Source organism: Rhizobium cerradonense (assembly GCF_030182455.1).
Classification (GTDB): Bacteria; Pseudomonadota; Alphaproteobacteria; order Rhizobiales; family Rhizobiaceae; genus Rhizobium.
Genome location: NZ_JAQJCK010000007.1, coordinates 403,788 through 422,851 on the forward strand (window position 1 = coordinate 403,788; position 19,064 = coordinate 422,851).

A 19,064-nucleotide genomic window follows, 5' to 3' on the forward strand; every position below is an offset into this window, starting at 1 on the left:
CTTGCGCCTCCCTCTATGCGGCCCGCGAGTGCAGCGCTTCGTCGAACTCGTCCCAGATCGGGCGGAGATCGACGACGGCTCTCTTCCTGCGAGCCTCGTCCATCGACAAGGCAAGAATGCCCGCTTCGAGCGCATTCAATGTCGAGACCGGCAGATGCTGCCCCGATCTGACATGCGAGATGATATCGGCCGCCATCTGCTCGTCAGCGCCGTAGTGCTGCGAAAGCACCGTGCGCGTCGCATAGGTCTTCTCGATCACCTTGTTGCCGGTGAGCATCTCGTGGACGTTGAAATAGCCGCGAATGAAATCGCCTTCCGCCATGCCGCGCGAGCCCATGATGGCGAAGCGACGGAACTGGTCCGGCACGTTCAGATTGGTGTGGAAGTTCATGCCGACGCCGTTGGCATATTCGACGATCGCCACCTGGTAATCGATGATGTCGCCATCGCTGTCGAAAACCTTGTCCGATCCCATCCAGCCGCTCGGCTTGCGATGGAAAAGCTCGAGATCGTTGATGCCCTCCCTTGCCGGGTCGTTTTCCGGAATGAAGCTCTTGCGCCCGCCAAAGCTTGCGACCCGCTCCGGTCGCGCGCCGACAACGCCATTATAGAGATCGAGGTCATGGCAGCATTTCTCCAGCATGAAGCTGCCGGAATAATGTTCGTAGCGGCGCCAGTCGCGCATGAAGAAGGCGCCGTGGTAGGGTTCGATATGCTCGGCCGCCTCGATGGAAACGATGCGACCGAGCTTTCCTTCGGCCTGCGCGACGAGCAGATCGCGATACATCGGCGAATAGCGCAGGACGAGGCCGACCATTAGCCGCTCATGGCCGAATTTTGCCATCAGGCGGGCAAGCTCGATACTGTCCCTAATGCTCGTGACGATCGGCTTTTCGCAGAAAATCTTGAGACCTGCCTCAAGCCCGAGGCGAATATGATCGAGATGCATGTGGTTCGGCGAACCAATCATCAGCAGGTCGAGCTTTTCACTGGCGATCAGCTCCTGCGGGGAGGCATAGGCCTTGCCGGCCGAAATGCCGTTTTCGGTCAGGCCCTGAAGGCCCGCCGGCTCGGGATCCACATAGCCCGCGATCTCGAAGCTGTCATCGATCGCTTTGAAAACATACCCCAGATATCCCAGACGGAATCCGAGTCCAATGATCCCCACTCGCATACTGGTAACGTTCCCGCTGCGTAATTTATTTTCGTCAGCTTGAGCGAAATTTTCCCATTCGTCAACGCGCTTCGGGAAAATACTCGAAATGATGAAATTCATTTTCAGATCAGCGTTCAGCAACCCGCTACCGCTTTGGAGCGGAGCGCATCGGATATCGATCTCTTGCCGATTACTTTTGCGGGATGGCCGAGCCTATCTGTTGGGGCCGTTATATTGCCAATACTGATAGTTCGGCTTGCCGGTGCCTTCGGAGATGACGCCGTTTTGTTCGCAGATATAACCGAGACGCGGCATGTTGTGATAGAAGACGCCCTCGTGGAATCCGCGTATGCGCACCGTGGTCGTGCGGCACTCGAATTTTTCGTCAGCAGCCATCTTCGGTTCCGTCACTCCCGGAAGGTCCTTATAGGGATAGATCGGGCGGACATAGGGCTTGGGGAGCAGCGGATTGTCGGCAAAGGCAGGCACGGGCACGAGGCCGGCGAGAAGTAACGCGGCAATGACGATTTTCGGTCTGCTCCACATGGATTTCAGGATCCTTCCGGCATGCAGGCGCATGACAATACGCCGTCTGTCTCAGATATAATGATGCCCATGCAGCGCCAACAGATGACGCATGAAAATGACCTCGGAAACCGGCATGTCTGCAACCGCACATTCGTTCACAGCAAATTACGTCAGCGAAAACGCTTTTACTTGAGCATACACTATAAGCGTGCAATCTGAATTTGCGAAAAGTGAGAAGCCTGTTATATATAAATGGGGCTGTCGCTTTAGTTTATCTTGGTCGGGATTTCTATTTTTGGGAGTAAAGGTGATTCTGGAGCGGACCAATCGGATCATCGCATGTGCGGAAGTACCCAGCGCCGATAATCCGGCCTCGCAAGTTCGCATTTACGTCATCAACCTCGACCGTTCGCCCGAACGCTGGGAAAGATTGCGCGGACAGGCCGCCCAATACGGGCTAAATGTCACTCGAATTCCCGCTATCGACGGTAAGACGATTCCGGAACGCGACCGCGTCGATTTCCAGCCGCGGCAATTCATCTATCACAACGGGCGTAAATTGCTGGCCGGCGAATATGGTTGCTACCGCAGCCATCTGCTTGCCCTGCAGCAATTTGTCGCAAGCGGCGAGAAGATGGCGATCATCATGGAGGATGATGTTGAGCTCAACCATAGATTGATACCCCGTGCGCTCGCCGCCATGGACAGCGTTTGCGGCGCACGCCTGGTGAAGCTCGTCAATCATCGTCTGGTCGGCTTCAAGCCGATATCCGAAACCGCCGAGTGCGACATTGTCGGCCGCTGCATGCACGGACCGCAGGGATCGGCGGCATGCTACATCGTCAACCGGCAAGCCGCGAAGAAGCTGCTGGTCGCGCTGAAGCCGATGCTTCTGCCTTACGATGTCGCGCTCGAGCGTGGCTGGTCGACAGGGGTCGAAACTTTCGCCACCCTTGAAAACGTCGCGGATTTCAGTCCATTCCGCGCCGAAACGACGATCGGCAAGCGCGTCCACTACCGCGCGGTGAAGCGGCATTTTCTATTGCGCGCAACAGCGCATTGGTTCCGCTTCTGCGACCAGATCCGCCGTTGGGCCTATACCGTGAAGGCCAAGCCTCAATCGATTGTCGGGGGCGGCGGCGAACGGTAAGGCGGCTCGGCTTTTGCCGGAATGCCTCAAAATTACAGCCCCGCGACGCTGCCGAAATCCGGCTGACCGATGGTCAGATCCATCTCGCGCTCGCGGAAAACGAGGTCCACCACTTCGCCACTCGGCGCGTAGCCGGAGACCAGCTTCTGCAGCAGGGTTCTTGCCTGCGGGATGTCGTTTTCATCCAGCGCTGCCTCAAGGGCCGCAAGCCTCTTTGACAGCTCCGACCAAGGCAGGAAATCTTCCTTGGCCCGCATGATGCGCGGATGGGTCGTCGCCTGCGGATTGTCGCCGATCAGCAGCTCTTCATAGAGTTTCTCGCCCGGCCTCAGGCCGGTGATCTCCAGCTCGATGTCGCCCTCCGGCTCATCCTGGTCCCTGACGGTCAGGCCGGACAATTCCACCATGCGGCGGGCAAGATCGGCAATGCGCACCGGTTCGCCCATGTCGAGCAGGAAGACGTCGCCGCCGCCGGACATGGCGCCGGCCTGGATGACGAGCTGCGATGCCTCGGGGATCGTCATGAAATAGCGGGTGATATCCGGATGCGTCAGCGTGATCGGACCGCCATCGCGGATCTGCTGGCGGAAGAGCGGCACGACCGAACCCGATGAACCCAGCACGTTGCCGAAACGGACCATGGCGAAATTCGTGCCCCCCACGCCGGGCTTGCGGTCCGCGTCCATGGCCTGCAGCACCATCTCCGCCAACCGCTTGCTGGCGCCCATGATGTTGGTCGGACGCACGGCCTTGTCGGTGCTGATCAGGACGAAATCCTCGACGCCGCAGTCGCGCGCCACTTCGGCTGTCGTCAGCGTTCCCAGCACGTTGTTGCGTATGCCTTCGACGGGATTGTATTCGACGAGCGGCACATGCTTGTAGGCGGCGGCGTGATAGACGGTTTTCGGCCGCCAAGCCTCCATGATCTGTCTGAGCCGTCGGCCATCGCGGATGGACGCCAGGAATGGAATGATGCGGATATCATCATAGCCAGCCGTCGCCGCTGATTTCTCCAGCTCGCCGTGAATGGCGTAGAGCCCGAATTCATTCTGCTCCACCAGCAGCAGGCAGGAGGGGCGGTTCTTCAGGATCTGACGGCAGAGTTCGCTGCCGATCGAGCCCCCGGCGCCGGTGACCATCACCACTTTGCTGCGGATATTTTTCTCGATCAGCGTGCGATCGGGCGCGATCACGTTGCGGCCGAGCAGGTCTTCGATATCAAGTTCGCGCAGGTCTGAGACCGCGACGCGTCCTTGGGCGAGAGCCGTCAGATCAGGCATGGTGCGCACGGTGACGCGCGCCTTGCGCATGCTTTCGAGAATTTCGTTGCGGCGCTGGCGCGTCGCGTTCGGCAGCGCCAGCAGCACGTCGCTGATCTCGCTCGAGACGCTCAAGGCAGACAGGTCGGCCGGATCATAAATGGGCAGGCCGCCCATGATGCTGCCATGCAGATGCTTGTCGTCGTCGAGATAGCCGACGACATTCAGTTCGGCGCTGTTGGCGAGTGCACCGGCGAGCTGCCGGCCGGAAGAGCCGGCGCCGTAGATCAGCACCTTGGCCAGTTGATTGCGGTTCAACAGCCGCTGATAGGCGTTCCCGAGCCAATAGCGCGTCCACATGCGCGACAAGCCGATGGCGATCAGAAGCAGCAGTGGCTGCAGGATGCCGACCGTGCGGGGTACGCCGGGCACACTGATCGCGGTAAAAATGGTCATGAAGGCGAGCGCATAGATCGCCACCGCCTTGACGACGGTCATGAAGGCCGACATGCCGGCATAGCGGAAGATGGCGCGATAGAGGCCAAGGACGATGAAGATCGGGATGGCAACGAGGAGCGAAACGATCGCGGGCAGCCACTCCACGCCTTCGAGAATGACCCAGTCATCCAAGCGGAGACAATAGGCGAACCAGACGGTCAGAACGCAGAGGCTGGCATCGACAATCAGCGCCAGGGCGCGTTTGGTCGAGCGCGGCAGCGCCAGGAACGGCAGGACGAGCTTATCCGCGGGTACCATGGGTCAGTTTCCCCTGGCGCCGGTCAACGGAACAGCACACCGCTTCTCTCGCATAAATTGTCCCACCATGTATTGCACGGCACAGCAAGATTGTCTTTATGCCTTCATTAGCAAAATGCAATCACTCTCTGCATCAATTCACTTTTAGAACAGCGGACGCGCAATTGCATCCCCGATCTTGAAAGAGCCACTTACAGCAGAGGTGGCGACGAAGATCACTTCCCAAGATAGCCACGAACGACCGGATGCCGGAACAAGCCGGCGAGGATGGCAAAGGCTGCCCCGAGGCTCATGCCGAACAGGGCGCCGGCGATCAATCCGGCCACCATCATCACCTTTCGGCTCGGTCCATTCGCCGTCAGCGGCGGCTCGGCCTCGGAGATGACACGGATATTGTTCTGCGACAGGTCCTGCGCGTCGCTCGTCTGGCCGGAACGCTTCAGCAGCGCCTCGTAAACCTCGCGCGCAGCAGCCGCCTTGCGCTGCAACTCGTTCAGTCCGACCAGCTTGCCCGATGTATTGACCTGCGACGCCTTCTGCACCGCCAATTCCTTGGCGATATCCTGCTCGGCCTTCTGCGCCTGCTCGTAATCGGCGCGGGCCGACGTCGTCTGTCGCTGCAGCTCGCGGCGAATTTCCGCTGCGAGGCTGTCGAGCGAGGATTTGGCGGCAAGCAGGCGCGGATGGCGGGCACCGAGCTGGCTTTGCAGGCTGCCGACATTGGCGGCGAGCGTCGCATATTGCTGGCGCAGACTGCTGAGCGATGTGGACGTTGCCGTCATGTTGGCCTGGGAGCCATTGGCAACGACGTCCTCGAAACTCAGTTTATTGGCAGCTTCGGCCCGTGCCTTCGCCTCGATCGTCTTTTGCTGTGCGGTCACCAGCATATCGTTCAGCGCAGTCAGGCGCTTGTCGGAGATCAGATTGCCTTCGACGGCGACCATATCATTATCGGCCCGGTAGAGCTCGACGGCCTTTTCGGCGTCAAGCACCTGCTGGCGCAGATCTTCAAGCCGACCATCCAGCGCGGTGCTGCTGGTGTGATAGCTGTTCGCCGCCGCCTTGCTCTCTTCCTCCATGAAGGAGGTAACAAGCTGGTTGGCGATCTTGGCCGACTTTTGCGGATCGCGCGTCGTGACCTTCAGCGACACGACATAGGTACTGGCCTCGCGGGCGATCAGCACTGCCTTCGCCAGCGTTGCGGTCGCCACGTATTTTGCCGCGTCGCCGGTCGCGCCGCCGTTGAATTGGGGGTCCTGATCGAGCTTCAGCGCATCAACGACCCGGCCCAGCACCTTGCCGGAGGAAAGGATCTGGGTCTGGCTGTCGATCATCGTCAGGATCAGTTCCGGCGCAGTGGGCGCGGCCTGCGGGCCATCGGAGCCCCCCACTTGGCGAGGATCGAAATAGAGGCTGGTTTCGGCCGTGAATTTCTGCGGCAGCAGCGGGATGATGCTGGCGCCGAGCACGGCCCCGACGCCTGCAAGCGCAAGAACCAGCAGCTTTTTCGCCCAGATCGACCGCACAGCCGAGCGCAAGTCGAGAAGCGGCGTGTCGGCCGCGGGCATCCGCGCAGGCGAAACCGCTTCCGGCGTGACGACAACCACCGGCTCGGTGACCGAGGGGGGCGCGACAACGACCGGCTCCGCGACCGGCGGCGGCGCGGCTTCCGCTTTGCGCTCGAATTCGCGACGTACGTCATCGCGGGCGGCGATTATCCGCTCCGCCGGATCGACTGGCTTTTCGGGGGCAACGGGTTGAACCTCATGAACAAAGTCTCTCGGCCGCAGCACAGGGCTGCGTGAACGCAAGCCTTCGCGCCGTCCTTCGTACGGCTCGGTGCTGCGCCAATCCGAGAGTTGGCTCGATCGCTTGCTTCGTTCCAATGAGTTCATGTCAGACTTTCACGGGGTCCGCGCGCAGTCTCTGCGCCGCAGATGCCTGGAGTTTAGAAATGTTTGGCTAACGGAACATTAAGGACATTCCCAGGAAGTCCCTTGGTGGAGGCAGGCAGAGAGCCCGCCAAGCCCATCTCTTCATCAATATTCAACCGGGAGGTTCATATGAAACGGGCTCACTGGCGACGAGGAAGAACAGGAGCTTGCAATGACCGGACTCGTGAGGAGACTGCTGCGCCAAGCGCTCGCCGCAGCGGTTCTGCTCGCTTCGGCCGCAGAGACCGATGCAAGCTTTGACCCATCGCAGCTCTGCTATCGGGGCATCAATCTTTCCGGGGCCGAATATGGCGACCGCACCGGCGTGGTCGGCACCAACTATACCTATCCGTCGGAAGAAACGGTGCGCTATTTCGCCAGCAAGGGCATGAATGTCGTCCGCCTGCCGTTCCGCTGGGAGCGGCTGCAGCCGGTGCTTGGCCAGCCGTTGGACAGCGACGAACTGCAACGGCTCAGGGATGCCGTCGATCTCATCCAAGAGCACGGCATGGCCGTCGTCCTGGATCCGCACAATTTCGGCTATTACGACAAGGATCAACTCACACAGGCGCCTGCGACCGATCTCGCCTTCGGCGATTTCTGGGCGCGTCTCGCCGTCGAGTTTGCCAATCAGAAGGGCGTGTTCTTCGGCCTGATGAACGAGCCGCACGATATCAAGGCGCCCGATTGGCTGGAAGCCGCCAATACCGCTATCCAGGGCATTCGTACGGTCGGCGCGCGCAACCTCATCCTCGTGCCGGGCACGAACTGGAGCGGCGCGTTCACCTGGGCTACGGACAGGATCGGCGGCGGCGCGAACGATACTGTCATGCTTGGCGTCAAGGACCCTCTCGATTTCTATGCATTCGAGTTTCATCAGTATCTCGATGCCGACAGTTCCGGTACGCATCCTGTCTGTGATGGCAGCGACCAGGCCAGACAAGGGCTGACCGACGTCACCGCCTGGCTGCGCAAGAACGGCAAGCGCGGCTTTCTCGGCGAATTCGGCGTGGCGGGAAACCAGCCCTGTCTTGACGGGCTGAAGCAGGTTTTCGATGTCATGGCCGACAACAACGATGTTTGGCTCGGCTGGACCTATTGGGCCGCCGGCGACTGGTGGCCGTCGCAGGAACCGTTGAACGTGCAGCCGCGCGGCGGAAAGGACCGGCCGCAGATGAAGGTGATCGTTGCTGCCGTCGGTAAGAAAACGGCGATTGCGCCGGCCTGCGCCAGCGTCAAGCCGGCGGGCTGATCGACGGAGACGAACGGGCGGATAGCGCTTTGTCGCGAATCACGGCGCTGCTATGGTTGCCCCGGCCGATGGACGCGGCAGCCCTGGACATTTCATGAAAAGCCTCACGGACAAGCAGCGCATCGATTACCCGATCCTGGCGATCACACTGTTTTCGGTCCTCTACAACTGCATTCTCGCCTATATCAACCACAACATCACGCCGCTTGCCGTCTCGCATGTCGTGCTCTGCGAAGGCATGATGATGCTTTCCAGCGTCGCGTTCATTTTGAAGAAGGGCATCTATGAGGAGGATCTGCCGATCTTCCTCTTTCTGACATTCACGCTGATCATCACGATCTACATCACCGTGCTGAACCATGTGCCTTTCATCGACCAGTTCCGCAACGTGCTGATCATCGTCTCCTTCGCCGGCATCGGCAGTTGGGCGAGCGAGCGGACGGTGAAAATGGCTTTCCGCATCGGCTGTTTCTTCGTGCTGCTGTTTCTAGTCTGCGAGATCGTCAGCACGCCCTTCTATGTCAGCCTGTTCCATCCCGGCGAATATTTCGAGAATACCCGCGGCATCAAGCAGGCAAGCTTCAATAGTACCGGCCTGTTCGCTAACGCACTCGGTTTCCAGGGCCGCTTCTCCTTCGGCCTCATCGACCACCGGTCGTCGTCGATCTTCCTGGAGCAGGTGTCGCTCGCCAATTTCTGCGGCGTGATCGTCATCTATCTGCTCTCCTTCTGGCCGAAGCTCGGCAGGATCGACAAGGCGCTATTCGTTTCGACGGTGCTGCTGATCCTGCTCACCAACGATACGCGCACGATGCTGATCTTCTCCTGCATCAGCATCATCGGCTACTTCGTCTTCCCGAAGATCCCGAAGGCCTTCGATCTCATCCTGATGCCGCTGATCATCCTGATCGGCTTCTTCGTGCATTTCATGAAGCCGGATGAAATGGGCGACAATTTCACCGGCCGTATCGGCGTCACGGTCAAGAAGATGCTGGATCTCGATTTCCAGGCGATCCTCGGTCTGGATATTGCGCGTATCGGGGAATTCGCCGACAGCGGTTATGTCTACCTCATCTACGGTTCGACGATTTTTGGCCTGATCATGTTCTGGCTGTTCGTCTGCCTTTTTCCCGCCGGTGCAACCCCGGCGCAAAGACGGTGCGGTCATTCACTCTCTCTTTTCATTTTTCTGAATATGATGATCGGCGGTACGGCGATCTTTTCCATCAAAATCGCCGGCCTGCTCTGGCTGCTGATCGGTTACATGCGCGTTTCTGAAAAGCCGCGCACTGCCCGGACACAGCCGGCAAATGTGGATGGCAGCAGAGTGCCGGGCTGACTTGCTTCATGTCGGCTGAGGCCGCATGAGGATCGGGATGCTTGTACAGTTGCAGTATCTGCGCGCCATTGCTGCGCTGATGGTCGTCTATTTTCATTCAGTGCTGCAGGTACCGAAGGTCAATTCCGGCTTCGACTGGCAATTCCATCTCTTCGGCGAGACTGGCGTCGACATTTTCTTCGTCCTCAGCGGTTTCGTCATGTGGCTGACCACGGCAGGACGTGAAGTGCGCCCGCTCGACTTCTATCGCCGCCGCATCCAGCGCATCGTGCCGCTTTATTGGCTGGCGACACTGTTTTCCGCCGCCGTCGCTCTCGTCGCGCCATCGATCCTGAAATCGACGGTGTTCGACGTTCCCCACCTCGTCGCTTCGCTTCTATTCCTGCCCTGGCACAATGCTGCCGATCCCAGCCTCATCGCACCCGTCGTCGTGCCCGGCTGGACGCTGAACTATGAAATGTTCTTCTATTTCGTCTTCGGCCTGTTGCTGCTGGTGCGCGAAAAATGGCGGCTCCATGCCCTCTTCGGCACGATGACGGCGATCATCCTCGCCTGCCACCTGTTTCCGGTAGAAACGACCGCCACCACGGTCTATGGCGACCCGATCATCTACGAATTCCTGGCGGGCGTCGTTCTCGCCAAGCTTTATCTCGAAAAAGTGCTGCTGCCGCAGACGGTAGCCTGGCCGGCGCTGGTGGTCGGATTCGCCTTCCTGCTGATCAACGAGACGCTCTGCGATGCCAGCATGCGCTCCTATATGTGGGGCATTCCGGCTGTCATTATTCTCTACTCGGCCGTCTCGATCGATTTTTCCAAGCTTCCCGTCATCGGCTGGTTGAGCTATCTCGGCGACGCGTCCTACAGCATCTACATCACCCATGCCTTCACGCTGGCATTTCTGCGCGTCGTCTGCGGCGTGCTGAAGATCGATATCATGGCGCATGGCCCAATCTTCGTCAGTTGCTGCATGGTCGGCTCGGCGATCGGCGGCGCGATCGTCCACGAGCTGACGACACCCAGCCGCTGGAGCAAGTGGAAAAAGAAGCAGGCCGCCATCGCCTGAGCCGTTTCTCATCGATCTGCAGCGGCTTTCCCTCAGAACGACGGGGATACGCGGCTGAAAGGCGCAATGGGAACGGAATTTTCCGCCGCCTATCTTAAGCTCTGTTGCGAGGAATGGGCGGGGAGCTTTCCCGTGCCTTTCGATTGCTATAAGCGAGCGGCGAAACGACGAGCCGCCTTACGAGGGAAGAAACATGAAGAGCTATGTTCTACGGGTATCCTGCAAATCGACGCGCGGGATCGTTGCGGCGATAGCGAATTATCTGGCCGACCAGGGCTGCAATATCGTCGACTCCAGCCAGTTCGACGATCTCGATACCGGCAAGTTCTTCATGCGGGTCTCCTTCATCTCCGAGGAAGGGGTCAAGCAGGAGGCATTGGTCGAAGGTTTCAAGCCGGTCGCCGAGAAATTCGAGATGGATGCCGAGATCTACGATACCCAGAAGCGCATGAAGGTGCTCTTGATGGTGTCGCGCTTCGGCCATTGCCTCAACGACCTGCTGTACCGCTGGAAGATCGGCGCGCTGCCGATCGACATCGTCGGCGTCGTCTCCAACCATTTCGATTACCAGAAGGTGGTCGTCAACCACGACATCCCCTTCCACCACATCAAGGTGACGAAGGACAACAAGCCGCAGGCCGAAGCGCAACTGCTGGACCTCGTCGAGCAGACCGGCACCGAACTCATCGTGCTCGCCCGCTACATGCAGGTGCTGTCGGACGCCATGTGCAAGAAGATGTCGGGCAAGATCATCAACATCCACCATTCCTTCCTGCCGAGCTTCAAGGGCGCCAACCCGTACAAGCAGGCCTATGAGCGCGGCGTCAAGCTGATCGGGGCGACCGCACATTACGTCACCGGCGATCTCGACGAAGGTCCGATCATCGAGCAGGACACAGCCCGCATCACGCATGCGCAGTCGGCGGAAGACTATGTCTCGATCGGCCGCGATGTCGAAAGCCAGGTGCTGGCGCGGGCCATCCATGCCCATATCCACTACCGCACCTTCCTCAACGGCAACCGCACCATCGTCTTCCCGGCAAGCCCCGGAAGCTATGCCTCGGAGCGGATGGGATAAAACACGCGGCGATGGCAAGGTGGCGCTGCATTCGCAAACCCGCGATCTGCGCCTCCATGTCCCTATTTCCTTTTCCCGCTAAATTGCGATTTAATGCGGCCGATATCGAATCGCTTGGAGGTTGCGGAGGAGGAAAATGCGATCATATCTGGAGAGAATCCTGCCGCTCTCGGCCCTTGCCATCCTTGTGAGCACACAGGTGTCGACGGCCGCAATGACCTCGGAAGAAGACCCTTCGAAGATCGATCTCGCCAAGCTGATCGAATGCACGACCTACGACGTGCCAAGCTATAATGGCTTTGCCATGTGGCTGACCGGACCGGAAAGCGATGAGGCGATGAGACGGTTCGGCATTACCGAGCAGCCGTCGACCAGCCTTCTGCTGCGGGAATTCAAGCTGGCAAAGCCGATCACCGTTTTCGGGCGACAGACCGACAGGATCGCGTTTGCTTCCTCCGGTCCGCTTGCACTGATCAACGAGGCCGATCCGCATCCGCTTGCCAAGGAGCTGGGCGTCACCGCCGCGGTCGACCGGTTCGACAAATACCTGGCCGAAAGGGAGATATTCTCCAAGAAGGAGCAGTTGGAGAATTCCGACACGGTCCTGCATTCGCGCATCGCCCTCGACGTCTCGACTGACATCTACCATCCCGGCAAGACGCTCGCCGGCTGCAGCTATTCAATCGAGGTTGAGTAGGGTCTGAACAAGACCGACTTTTGTGTATTCAAATGAACGCACAGCGCTCTTGAGCATCCCGCTTTCATGCAAATGAACGCATGACGCTCTAGGCAGGCGTAATCGGGAGCCTATCTTTCGTCTTAACGTTAGATCACCCTATTCGTTTTCGGTGATTTTCTTTTGGACGGAATGGTTTAGTGTCGACGCAGATGAACCATCCGGGGGAGCCATGACCGACGCCGCGCTCGTCAATCGCATGCAACTGCCAAGACCGGATACCACGCCGGAAGCGGCGGCGGAGATCTTGCAGACGCATTACGGCCTGACCGGGACGGTTACCGAACTCGGCAGTCAGCAGGACCGCAACTACCGTATCGACGCGGGTGACAACAGCTACGTTCTGAAGATCTGCCGAACGGAATACGACACGGTCGAGCTGGAGGCGCAGAACGCCGCCATCCGCCATCTACATGCGAAACCCGATGCGCCGCGCGTGCCCAACATCGTGCCCTCGCTGAGCGGCCGGGATATTCTCGTCGTCACCATTCGCGAGCAGGATTATCTTGTCCGGCTGCTCAGCTATCTCCCCGGTCAATCGCTGACTCGGCGCAAGCATCTGCCCGTCGCCGCCGTTTCGGCGCTGGGTGCCCTTTCCGGCCGGCTCGCCCGTGACCTTGCCGATTTCGAACATCCCGGCCTCCACCGCAGCCTGCAATGGGACCTGCGCCGCGCCGGGCCGGTCGCCGTGCAGCTCCTGTCGGCGATATCGGATCACGAGGCGCGCGACCGCATCGCCAAGGCAATGGTCGCGGCCGTAAAGCGCATCCAGCCGCTTGCGAGCGGGCTTCGCGTGCAGCCCGTCCATCACGACGTCACCGGCGACAATGTCGTCAGTCATCCGGATGCGCATGGGCAGCCTATCCCGGATGGGGTGATCGATTTCGGCGACATCATCCAGGGCTGGGTGGTGGGCGACCTCGCCGTCACCTGCGCCTCGCTGCTTCACCACGCCGAAGGCGATCCCTTCTACATCCTCCCTGCCATCAAGGCCTATCACGCGATCTATCCGCTCGGGGAAGCCGAATTGAAGGCGCTCTGGCCGCTGATCGTCGCCCGCGCGGTGATTCTCGCCGCCAGCGGCGAGCAACAGCTCGCCATCGACCCCGACAATGATTACGTGCGCGGCAATCTCAAACTCGAGCGCGAGATTTTCGACGTTGCCACCGGCGCGCAGCCGGACGTGATGGAAGCGGCGATCCTCCGGGCCGCGGGCATGGATCTCGCTCCGCTCGCCACCGACGGCTGGTCCGTATTGCTGCCGGACATTGCATCGGATCACATCGCCGCCGTCGATCTTTCCGTGACCAGCCCGCATTTCGTCGACGGTAACTGGCTAAAGCCGGACATGGACTGGCGGTTGCTCGCCAAGGCGGCCATCGCTTCCGGCTCGGCTGCGACGCGCTACGGGGAATTCCGTCTGTCGCATGCCGATCTTCTCAGCATGACGCCGCCGCAGAATTTCGCGCTGCATAGCGATATCTGCCTGCCGGCCGGCACGACCGTCACCGCGCCCTTTGCCGGCCGCATCCAATGGCATGGCCAGCATCTCGTTCTGATTGGCGAAACCGTCAGCCTGCATCTCGACGGCGTCGAGTGCACGCTGGAAGAGGGCGCCGAGGTGGAACAAGGGGCGATCGTCGGCACGATCGGCAGCGAGGGCTCGGCCATCGGGGGACTGCGCGTGCAGCTCTGCCGCGTCCCGGGGATGGTGCCACCGCTCTTTGCCACAGCCCACCAGGCCGATGGCTGGTCGGCCGTCTGCCCCTCGCCCGCCATTCTCCTGAACGAGGCCTGCGAGGCGCCGCGGCTGGAGAGCGCCGCACTTCTCACGCAGCGCGAAGCGCATTTTGCCAGCCCGCAAAAGCATTATTACGACGTCCCGCCGCAGATCGAGCGCGGCTGGCATGAATTCGTGTTCGACACACAAGGCCGCACCTATCTCGACATGGTCAACAACGTGACCATGCTCGGCCATGCGCATCCGCGGCTGACGGCGGCCATCGAGCGGCAATGGTCACGGCTCAACACCAATTCCCGCTTCCACTATGCCGCCGTTGCCGAATTTTCTGAGCGTTTGGCAGCATTGGCGCCCGATGGTCTCGATAGCGTCTTTCTCGTCAACAGCGGTTCCGAGGCCAACGATCTCGCCATCCGGCTTGCCTGGGCGCATACGGGCAAGAAAAACATGCTGTGCCTGCTGGAGGCCTATCACGGCTGGACGCTGGCAAGCGATGCTGTCTCCACTTCCATTGCCGACAATCCGCAGGCGTTGACGACGCGACCGGACTGGGTGCATCCGCTCGTTTCGCCCAATACCTATCGCGGCCCGTTCCGCGGTCCGGATTCGGCTGCGGACTACGTGGCCGGCGTTACGACCTTGCTGGAGACCATCGACGAGAAGGCCGAGGGTCTCGCCGGCTTCATCGCGGAAGCGGTCTACGGCAATGCCGGCGGCATTGCCCTGCCGCGCGGCTATCTCGCCGATGTCTACGCCGCCGTCCGGCAACGGGGCGGCCTCTGCATCGCCGACGAGGTGCAGGTGGGTTACGGCCGGCTCGGCCACCATTTCTGGGGCTTCGAGACCCAGGACGTCGTGCCCGATATCATCACCATCGCCAAGGGCATGGGCAACGGCCATCCGCTCGGCGCCGTCATCACCCGGCGGGAGATCGCCGAATCACTGGAGAAAGAGGGCTATTTCTTCTCCTCGGCCGGCGGCAGTCCGGTGAGCTCGGTTGTCGGCCTTACCGTGCTGGACATCATGAAGGACGAAGGCCTTCAGGAGAATGCTCGCATCATCGGCGACCACCTGAAGGCTGGGCTGATCGCGCTGATGGAGCATTTTCCGCTGATCGGCGCCGTGCACGGCATGGGCCTCTACCTCGGCGTCGAATTCGTCCGCGATCACGAGACGCTGACACCCGCCACGGAAGAGACGGCCGCTCTCTGCGAGTGGCTACTCGAGCTTGGCGTCATCATGCAGCCGACCGGCGATCACCTGAATGTGTTGAAGATAAAACCACCGCTTTGCCTCTCGGCGGAAAGCACCGATTTCTTCGTGAAAGCCCTGGAAAAGGCGCTGGAGGACGGCGTTTAGGGCCTGCCATCCCCGCCATTAACCATTGAGGAGATTTGGCGGCAAACCGATTTTTAATCTTCTCGGCCATTGTCGAATCTCGTTCCAATTCCTATTTGTGGGACGGTGATCGGCAATACCCTTCCGATACGGGAGGCTGCGCGGAGGTTGATACAGGCTTTCTCGTAGTTAGTCGGATACGGAATTTTATTTTCCCGATCGTCGATATTTTGACATCTTTCGGAATATGTTTCTGAAGATGGAATTGCTATTATCTACCAAGATTGTAGACAATAGAACACCAGATCGCAGGCCTCTCCCGTTGGGGCCTTACAAGTACAACACCAACTAAGGAAGTGACATGCTGAACTTTAAAGTCATCGCTTCGATCCTTGGGCGGTCCGTGCTTGGCCATGACCGCTCGGGCGCACTCTCCCGCCCGCGCTGTCGAATGTGACGTTCGTCCTCTTATCGGATTCAAACAGTCAATTCGCCATATCTGCGCCGCTAGGGCGCGGAGGGAGTATTTTTAATGAAAAAGCAAGTCATCGAATATGCTGGCGTTCCCGTCGGCATCGTTGTTCCGGATGAAGACCGGCTGAAGTTCATAGCCGTGAAATATCATGTCCATGATCTGGACGAGCAGCGTTTCAGAAGCGCGGATGAGGTCAAACTCGCCATCCGCGATCTCCTCGTCCGCCAACAGGCTAAGCCGATCCACGTTTGATGGATCGGCTTGGCTGTTTCCAACATCACCACACCACATCATCAGCCCTTGCTCTTCGAGCGTCGTTCGCTCCCTGAGTGGGGGCTGATCTTTTGTACCGGCCCATCGCAAGCCTCTTTGTCCGATCGCCACGGTCTTTCCGCCCTCATGGTGAGGCGCGCAGGCTGAAAGCCGGAGCCTCGAACCACGAGGGTCGGCCTCCACAGCACTCCCCTTCGACAAACCCATCTTGTCTTTTCCCCCTCTTTGCGATCCTATCGCCATGACGACCTCGCGCTTTGAAGGCGAAGGATTTTTCATTGGCTGATCTCCTCAATCTCCTAACCGATATCGAAGGCGTCGGCGTCGGTCATTGCACCGATCCTGCGCTGGGCTCCGGTGTCACAGCCATCATCTTCGATGAACCGGCAGTCGCCTCCTGTTCCGTGCTCGGCGGTGCGCCGGGCGGACGCGACACGGCATTGCTCGATCCGGCGATGACGGTGGGCGTAGTCGACGGGCTGGTGCTGTCGGGCGGCTCAGCCTTCGGTCTCGATGCGGCGGGCGGCGTGCAGGCGGGCCTGCGCGACATCGGACGCGGCCTGCAGGTCGGCAGCGCCCGCGTGCCGCTGGTGCCTCAGGCGATCCTCTTCGATCTCATCAATGGCGGCGACAAGGATTGGGGCCTGCATTCGCCCTATCGCGATATGGGTTACGCCGCCTTCAAGGCTGCGGGCAAGGGCGCCTTCCCGCTTGGCACGGTCGGTGCCGGCACGGGCGCGACGACGGCGACAGTCAAGGGTGGCCTCGGCTCGGCCAGCGCCGTCAGCAGCCAAGGACATAGGATCGCGGCCATCGTCGCCGTCAATGCGCTGGGTTCGGCCACCATCGGCGAAGGACCGCATTTCTGGGCCGCTCCCTTCGAGATCGGCGGGGAATTCGGCGGCCTCGGCATGCCCGAAACCATAGACACGCGCCTCAGGCTGAAGGGCGCGAATGTTACGGCAACAACGATCGGGGCCATCGTCACCGATGCTGCGTTGACCAAGGCGGAAGCGCACCGGCTGTCGATCTGCGGCCATGACGGTTTTGCCCGCGCGCTGTTGCCCACGCATCTGCCGCTCGACGGCGACACGGTGTTTGCCGCTTCGACCGGCAAACATCAGAGAGACGACCTGCTGAGCTTCATGGAACTCTGCCATCTCGCCACCCTCGTTATGGCGCGCGCCATTGCCCGCGGCGTCTACGAAGCAACGGCGCTGGCCGTCGCAGGCGCGCTGCCGGCCTGGCGGGACCGCTTTCCGGACCGGATAATCTAGCCATTTCGGGACCCCGCCGGGCATGCGCAGCACAAATTTTCGCAATTGTGTGTGCGCTTGCGAGATGACACTATTTCAAAAAAATGGCCTTGCCGGAGGGAAAACCGGCATCGGGAGCCGGAGCAAGGGAATTGAGATGACCAAGTTTTCGAGTTCAGACCTGGGCGATTATGCGCGCCGTCTTGCCTGCGGCGCCACGCTGTCGGCCGGGCTTCTGATACTGGGCCTGACGCCGGCGGAAGCGGCCAAGACGACGCTGAACATCGGCATGAGCGTTGAACCCACCGGCCTCGATCCGACGATCGCCGCGCCCGTCGCCATCGGTCAGGTGACTTGGCAGAACATCTTCGAAGGGCTCGTCGCCATCGACGAGAGCGGCAAGATCGTGCCGCAGCTTGCGAAAAGCTGGGAAATCTCCCCCGACGGGCTGACCTACACATTCAAGCTGCAGACCGGCGTCAAATTCCATGACGGCGAGGCTTTCGATTCGACGGCGGCGAAATTCGCGCTCGATCGCGCCCGCGACGGCAAATCCGTCAATCCGCAGAAACGCTTCTTTGCAACCATCGCCTCGATCGACACGCCGGACTCCGAAACGCTGGTGCTGCATCTCTCTTCGCCGACGGGCAGCCTGCTCTACTGGCTCGCCTGGCCCTCTTCCGTCATGGTCGGCCCGAATTCTGCCGCCAACGACAAGACGACGCCTGTCGGTACCGGCCCGTTCAAATTCTCCGCCTGGGCCAAGGGCGACCATGTGGAGCTCGTGAAGAACCCGGGTTACTGGAACAAATCCGTCGACGTGAAGCTCGACAAGGTGACCTTCCGCTTCATTTCCGATCCGCAGGCGGAAGCGGCAGCCCTGAAGGCCGGCGATCTCGACGCCTTTCCGGAATTCGCGGCACCGGAGCTGATGAGCTCTTTCGACGGCGACGCGCGGCTGATGACCAAGGTCGGCAATACCGAACTCAAGGTCGTCGCCGGCATGAACAATACGCGCAAGCCCTTCGACGATAAGCGGGTGCGCCAGGCCCTGATGATGGCACTTGACCGCAAGACGATCATCGACGGCGCCTGGTCCGGTTTCGGCACGGCGATCGGCAGCCACTACACGCCGAACGACCCGGGATATCAGGACCTGACGGGGACGCTGCCTTATGACCCCGCAAAGGCCAAGGCGCTGCTGGCCGAGGCCGGCTATCCGAATGGCTTCACCTTCACCATCAAGACGCCGCAGATGGCCTATGCGCCGCGTAGCGCCCAGGTGATGCAGGCGATGTTTGCCGATATCGGCGTCACCATGAATATCGAGCCGACGGAATTCCCGGCGAAATGGGTGCAGGACGTCTTCACCAGCCGCGACTACGATATGACCATCGTCGCCCACGCCGAGCCGCTGGACATCGACATCTATTCGCGCGACCCCTATTATTTCAACTATAAGAACCCGGTCTTCAACGAGCTGATGAAGAAGATCCAGCTAACCGCCGATCCGGCGGCGCAGAACAAGCTCTACGGTGAGGCGCAGACGATCCTGGCCGAGGATGCCCCCGCGCTCTTCCTCTTCGTCATGCCGAAGCTCGGGGTCTGGGACAAGAAGCTGAAGGGGCTTTGGGAGAACGAGCCGATCCCCTCGAATGTCTTGACCAACGTCTCCTGGGAAGACTGATCTCTTCGGTTCCGCACAGACAGCAGGGCGGATCACCTCGCCC

At 60.2% G+C, this 19,064-nt stretch carries 14 protein-coding genes; 10 read left to right on the forward strand and 4 right to left on the reverse strand.

Going from position 1 to position 19,064, the window contains the following annotated elements; all coding sequences use genetic code 11:
• Positions 1 to 13: 13 nt before the first annotated feature.
• Positions 14 to 1,174, reverse strand: coding sequence for a Gfo/Idh/MocA family protein (locus PH547_RS18740; protein WP_104824949.1), 1,161 nt, complete (start codon positions 1,172 to 1,174; stop codon positions 14 to 16).
• A 195-nt stretch (positions 1,175 to 1,369) separates the two neighbouring features.
• A complete protein-coding gene (locus tag PH547_RS18745) occupies positions 1,370 to 1,702 on the reverse strand; it encodes a hypothetical protein (protein ID WP_285169047.1) in 333 nt (110 codons plus the stop codon).
• Between the two features lie 289 nt (positions 1,703 to 1,991).
• Here PH547_RS18745 and PH547_RS18750 point away from each other — a divergent pair, with 289 nt between their 5' ends.
• The gene (locus tag PH547_RS18750; RefSeq protein ID WP_104821668.1) at positions 1,992 to 2,834 is read left to right on the forward strand and encodes a glycosyltransferase family 25 protein; all 843 of its coding nucleotides are present in this window, start codon (positions 1,992 to 1,994) and stop codon (positions 2,832 to 2,834) included.
• A gap of 32 nt (positions 2,835 to 2,866) precedes the next feature.
• On the opposite strand, the gene PH547_RS18755 is transcribed toward PH547_RS18750, so the two are convergent.
• Together PH547_RS18755 and PH547_RS18760 are read right to left on the reverse strand one after the other, a co-directional pair.
• On the reverse strand, positions 2,867 to 4,849 hold the full coding sequence (locus PH547_RS18755) for a polysaccharide biosynthesis protein (RefSeq protein ID WP_285169048.1): 1,983 nt from the start codon (positions 4,847 to 4,849) through the stop codon (positions 2,867 to 2,869).
• A 215-nt stretch (positions 4,850 to 5,064) separates the two neighbouring features.
• Positions 5,065 to 6,744 carry a GumC family protein gene (locus PH547_RS18760; protein WP_285169049.1) on the reverse strand — a complete coding sequence of 560 codons (1,680 nt, stop codon included), beginning with the start codon at positions 6,742 to 6,744 and terminating at the stop codon, positions 5,065 to 5,067.
• Between the two features lie 211 nt (positions 6,745 to 6,955).
• Between PH547_RS18760 and PH547_RS18765 the strand changes: the two genes are divergently transcribed.
• The 9 genes from PH547_RS18765 to PH547_RS18805 all read left to right on the forward strand — a co-directional run bounded on the left by PH547_RS18765 (position 6,956) and on the right by PH547_RS18805 (position 19,021).
• Positions 6,956 to 8,035: a glycoside hydrolase family 5 protein gene (locus PH547_RS18765; protein ID WP_285169050.1), complete on the forward strand. Its 1,080-nt coding sequence runs from the start codon at positions 6,956 to 6,958 to the stop codon at positions 8,033 to 8,035.
• A gap of 94 nt (positions 8,036 to 8,129) precedes the next feature.
• Positions 8,130 to 9,374: a hypothetical protein gene (locus PH547_RS18770; protein ID WP_283048590.1), complete on the forward strand. Its 1,245-nt coding sequence runs from the start codon at positions 8,130 to 8,132 to the stop codon at positions 9,372 to 9,374.
• Between the two features lie 37 nt (positions 9,375 to 9,411).
• Complete coding sequence (locus PH547_RS18775) at positions 9,412 to 10,437, forward strand: acyltransferase family protein (protein WP_285169051.1); 1,026 nt, start codon at positions 9,412 to 9,414, stop codon at positions 10,435 to 10,437.
• Positions 10,438 to 10,630: 193 nt separating this feature from the next.
• Entirely contained in the window at positions 10,631 to 11,515 is an 885-nt protein-coding gene (gene purU, locus PH547_RS18780) for a formyltetrahydrofolate deformylase (RefSeq protein ID WP_283048586.1), read from the forward strand.
• Between the two features lie 136 nt (positions 11,516 to 11,651).
• On the forward strand, positions 11,652 to 12,212 hold the full coding sequence (locus PH547_RS18785; protein ID WP_104821662.1) for a hypothetical protein: 561 nt from the start codon (positions 11,652 to 11,654) through the stop codon (positions 12,210 to 12,212).
• Between the two features lie 211 nt (positions 12,213 to 12,423).
• A complete protein-coding gene (locus tag PH547_RS18790) occupies positions 12,424 to 15,351 on the forward strand; it encodes an aminotransferase (protein WP_285169052.1) in 2,928 nt (975 codons plus the stop codon).
• Positions 15,352 to 15,862: 511 nt separating this feature from the next.
• A complete protein-coding gene (locus PH547_RS18795) occupies positions 15,863 to 16,057 on the forward strand; it encodes a hypothetical protein (protein ID WP_104821660.1) in 195 nt (64 codons plus the stop codon).
• A gap of 299 nt (positions 16,058 to 16,356) precedes the next feature.
• Positions 16,357 to 17,355 carry a P1 family peptidase gene (locus PH547_RS18800; protein ID WP_285169053.1) on the forward strand — a complete coding sequence of 333 codons (999 nt, stop codon included), beginning with the start codon at positions 16,357 to 16,359 and terminating at the stop codon, positions 17,353 to 17,355.
• Between the two features lie 136 nt (positions 17,356 to 17,491).
• On the forward strand, positions 17,492 to 19,021 hold the full coding sequence (locus tag PH547_RS18805; RefSeq protein WP_285169054.1) for an ABC transporter substrate-binding protein: 1,530 nt from the start codon (positions 17,492 to 17,494) through the stop codon (positions 19,019 to 19,021).
• Positions 19,022 to 19,064 lie beyond the last annotated feature (43 nt).

What these genes read in the sequence shown, in the direction of transcription:
- PH547_RS18740 (WP_104824949.1), bottom strand. Translation starts at nt 1,174, where the DNA reads ATGCGAGTGGGGATCATTGGACTCGGATTCCGTCTGGGATATCTGGGG.
- PH547_RS18745 (WP_285169047.1), bottom strand. Translation starts at nt 1,702, where the DNA reads ATGTGGAGCAGACCGAAAATCGTCATTGCCGCGTTACTTCTCGCCGGC.
- PH547_RS18755 (WP_285169048.1), bottom strand. Translation starts at nt 4,849, where the DNA reads ATGGTACCCGCGGATAAGCTCGTCCTGCCGTTCCTGGCGCTGCCGCGC.
- PH547_RS18760 (WP_285169049.1), bottom strand. Translation starts at nt 6,744, where the DNA reads ATGAACTCATTGGAACGAAGCAAGCGATCGAGCCAACTCTCGGATTGG.
- PH547_RS18765 (WP_285169050.1), top strand. Translation starts at nt 6,956, where the DNA reads ATGACCGGACTCGTGAGGAGACTGCTGCGCCAAGCGCTCGCCGCAGCG.
- PH547_RS18770 (WP_283048590.1), top strand. Translation starts at nt 8,130, where the DNA reads ATGAAAAGCCTCACGGACAAGCAGCGCATCGATTACCCGATCCTGGCG.
- PH547_RS18775 (WP_285169051.1), top strand. Translation starts at nt 9,412, where the DNA reads ATGCTTGTACAGTTGCAGTATCTGCGCGCCATTGCTGCGCTGATGGTC.
- purU (WP_283048586.1), top strand. Translation starts at nt 10,631, where the DNA reads ATGAAGAGCTATGTTCTACGGGTATCCTGCAAATCGACGCGCGGGATC.
- PH547_RS18785 (WP_104821662.1), top strand. Translation starts at nt 11,652, where the DNA reads ATGCGATCATATCTGGAGAGAATCCTGCCGCTCTCGGCCCTTGCCATC.
- PH547_RS18790 (WP_285169052.1), top strand. Translation starts at nt 12,424, where the DNA reads ATGACCGACGCCGCGCTCGTCAATCGCATGCAACTGCCAAGACCGGAT.
- PH547_RS18795 (WP_104821660.1), top strand. Translation starts at nt 15,863, where the DNA reads ATGAAAAAGCAAGTCATCGAATATGCTGGCGTTCCCGTCGGCATCGTT.
- PH547_RS18805 (WP_285169054.1), top strand. Translation starts at nt 17,492, where the DNA reads ATGACCAAGTTTTCGAGTTCAGACCTGGGCGATTATGCGCGCCGTCTT.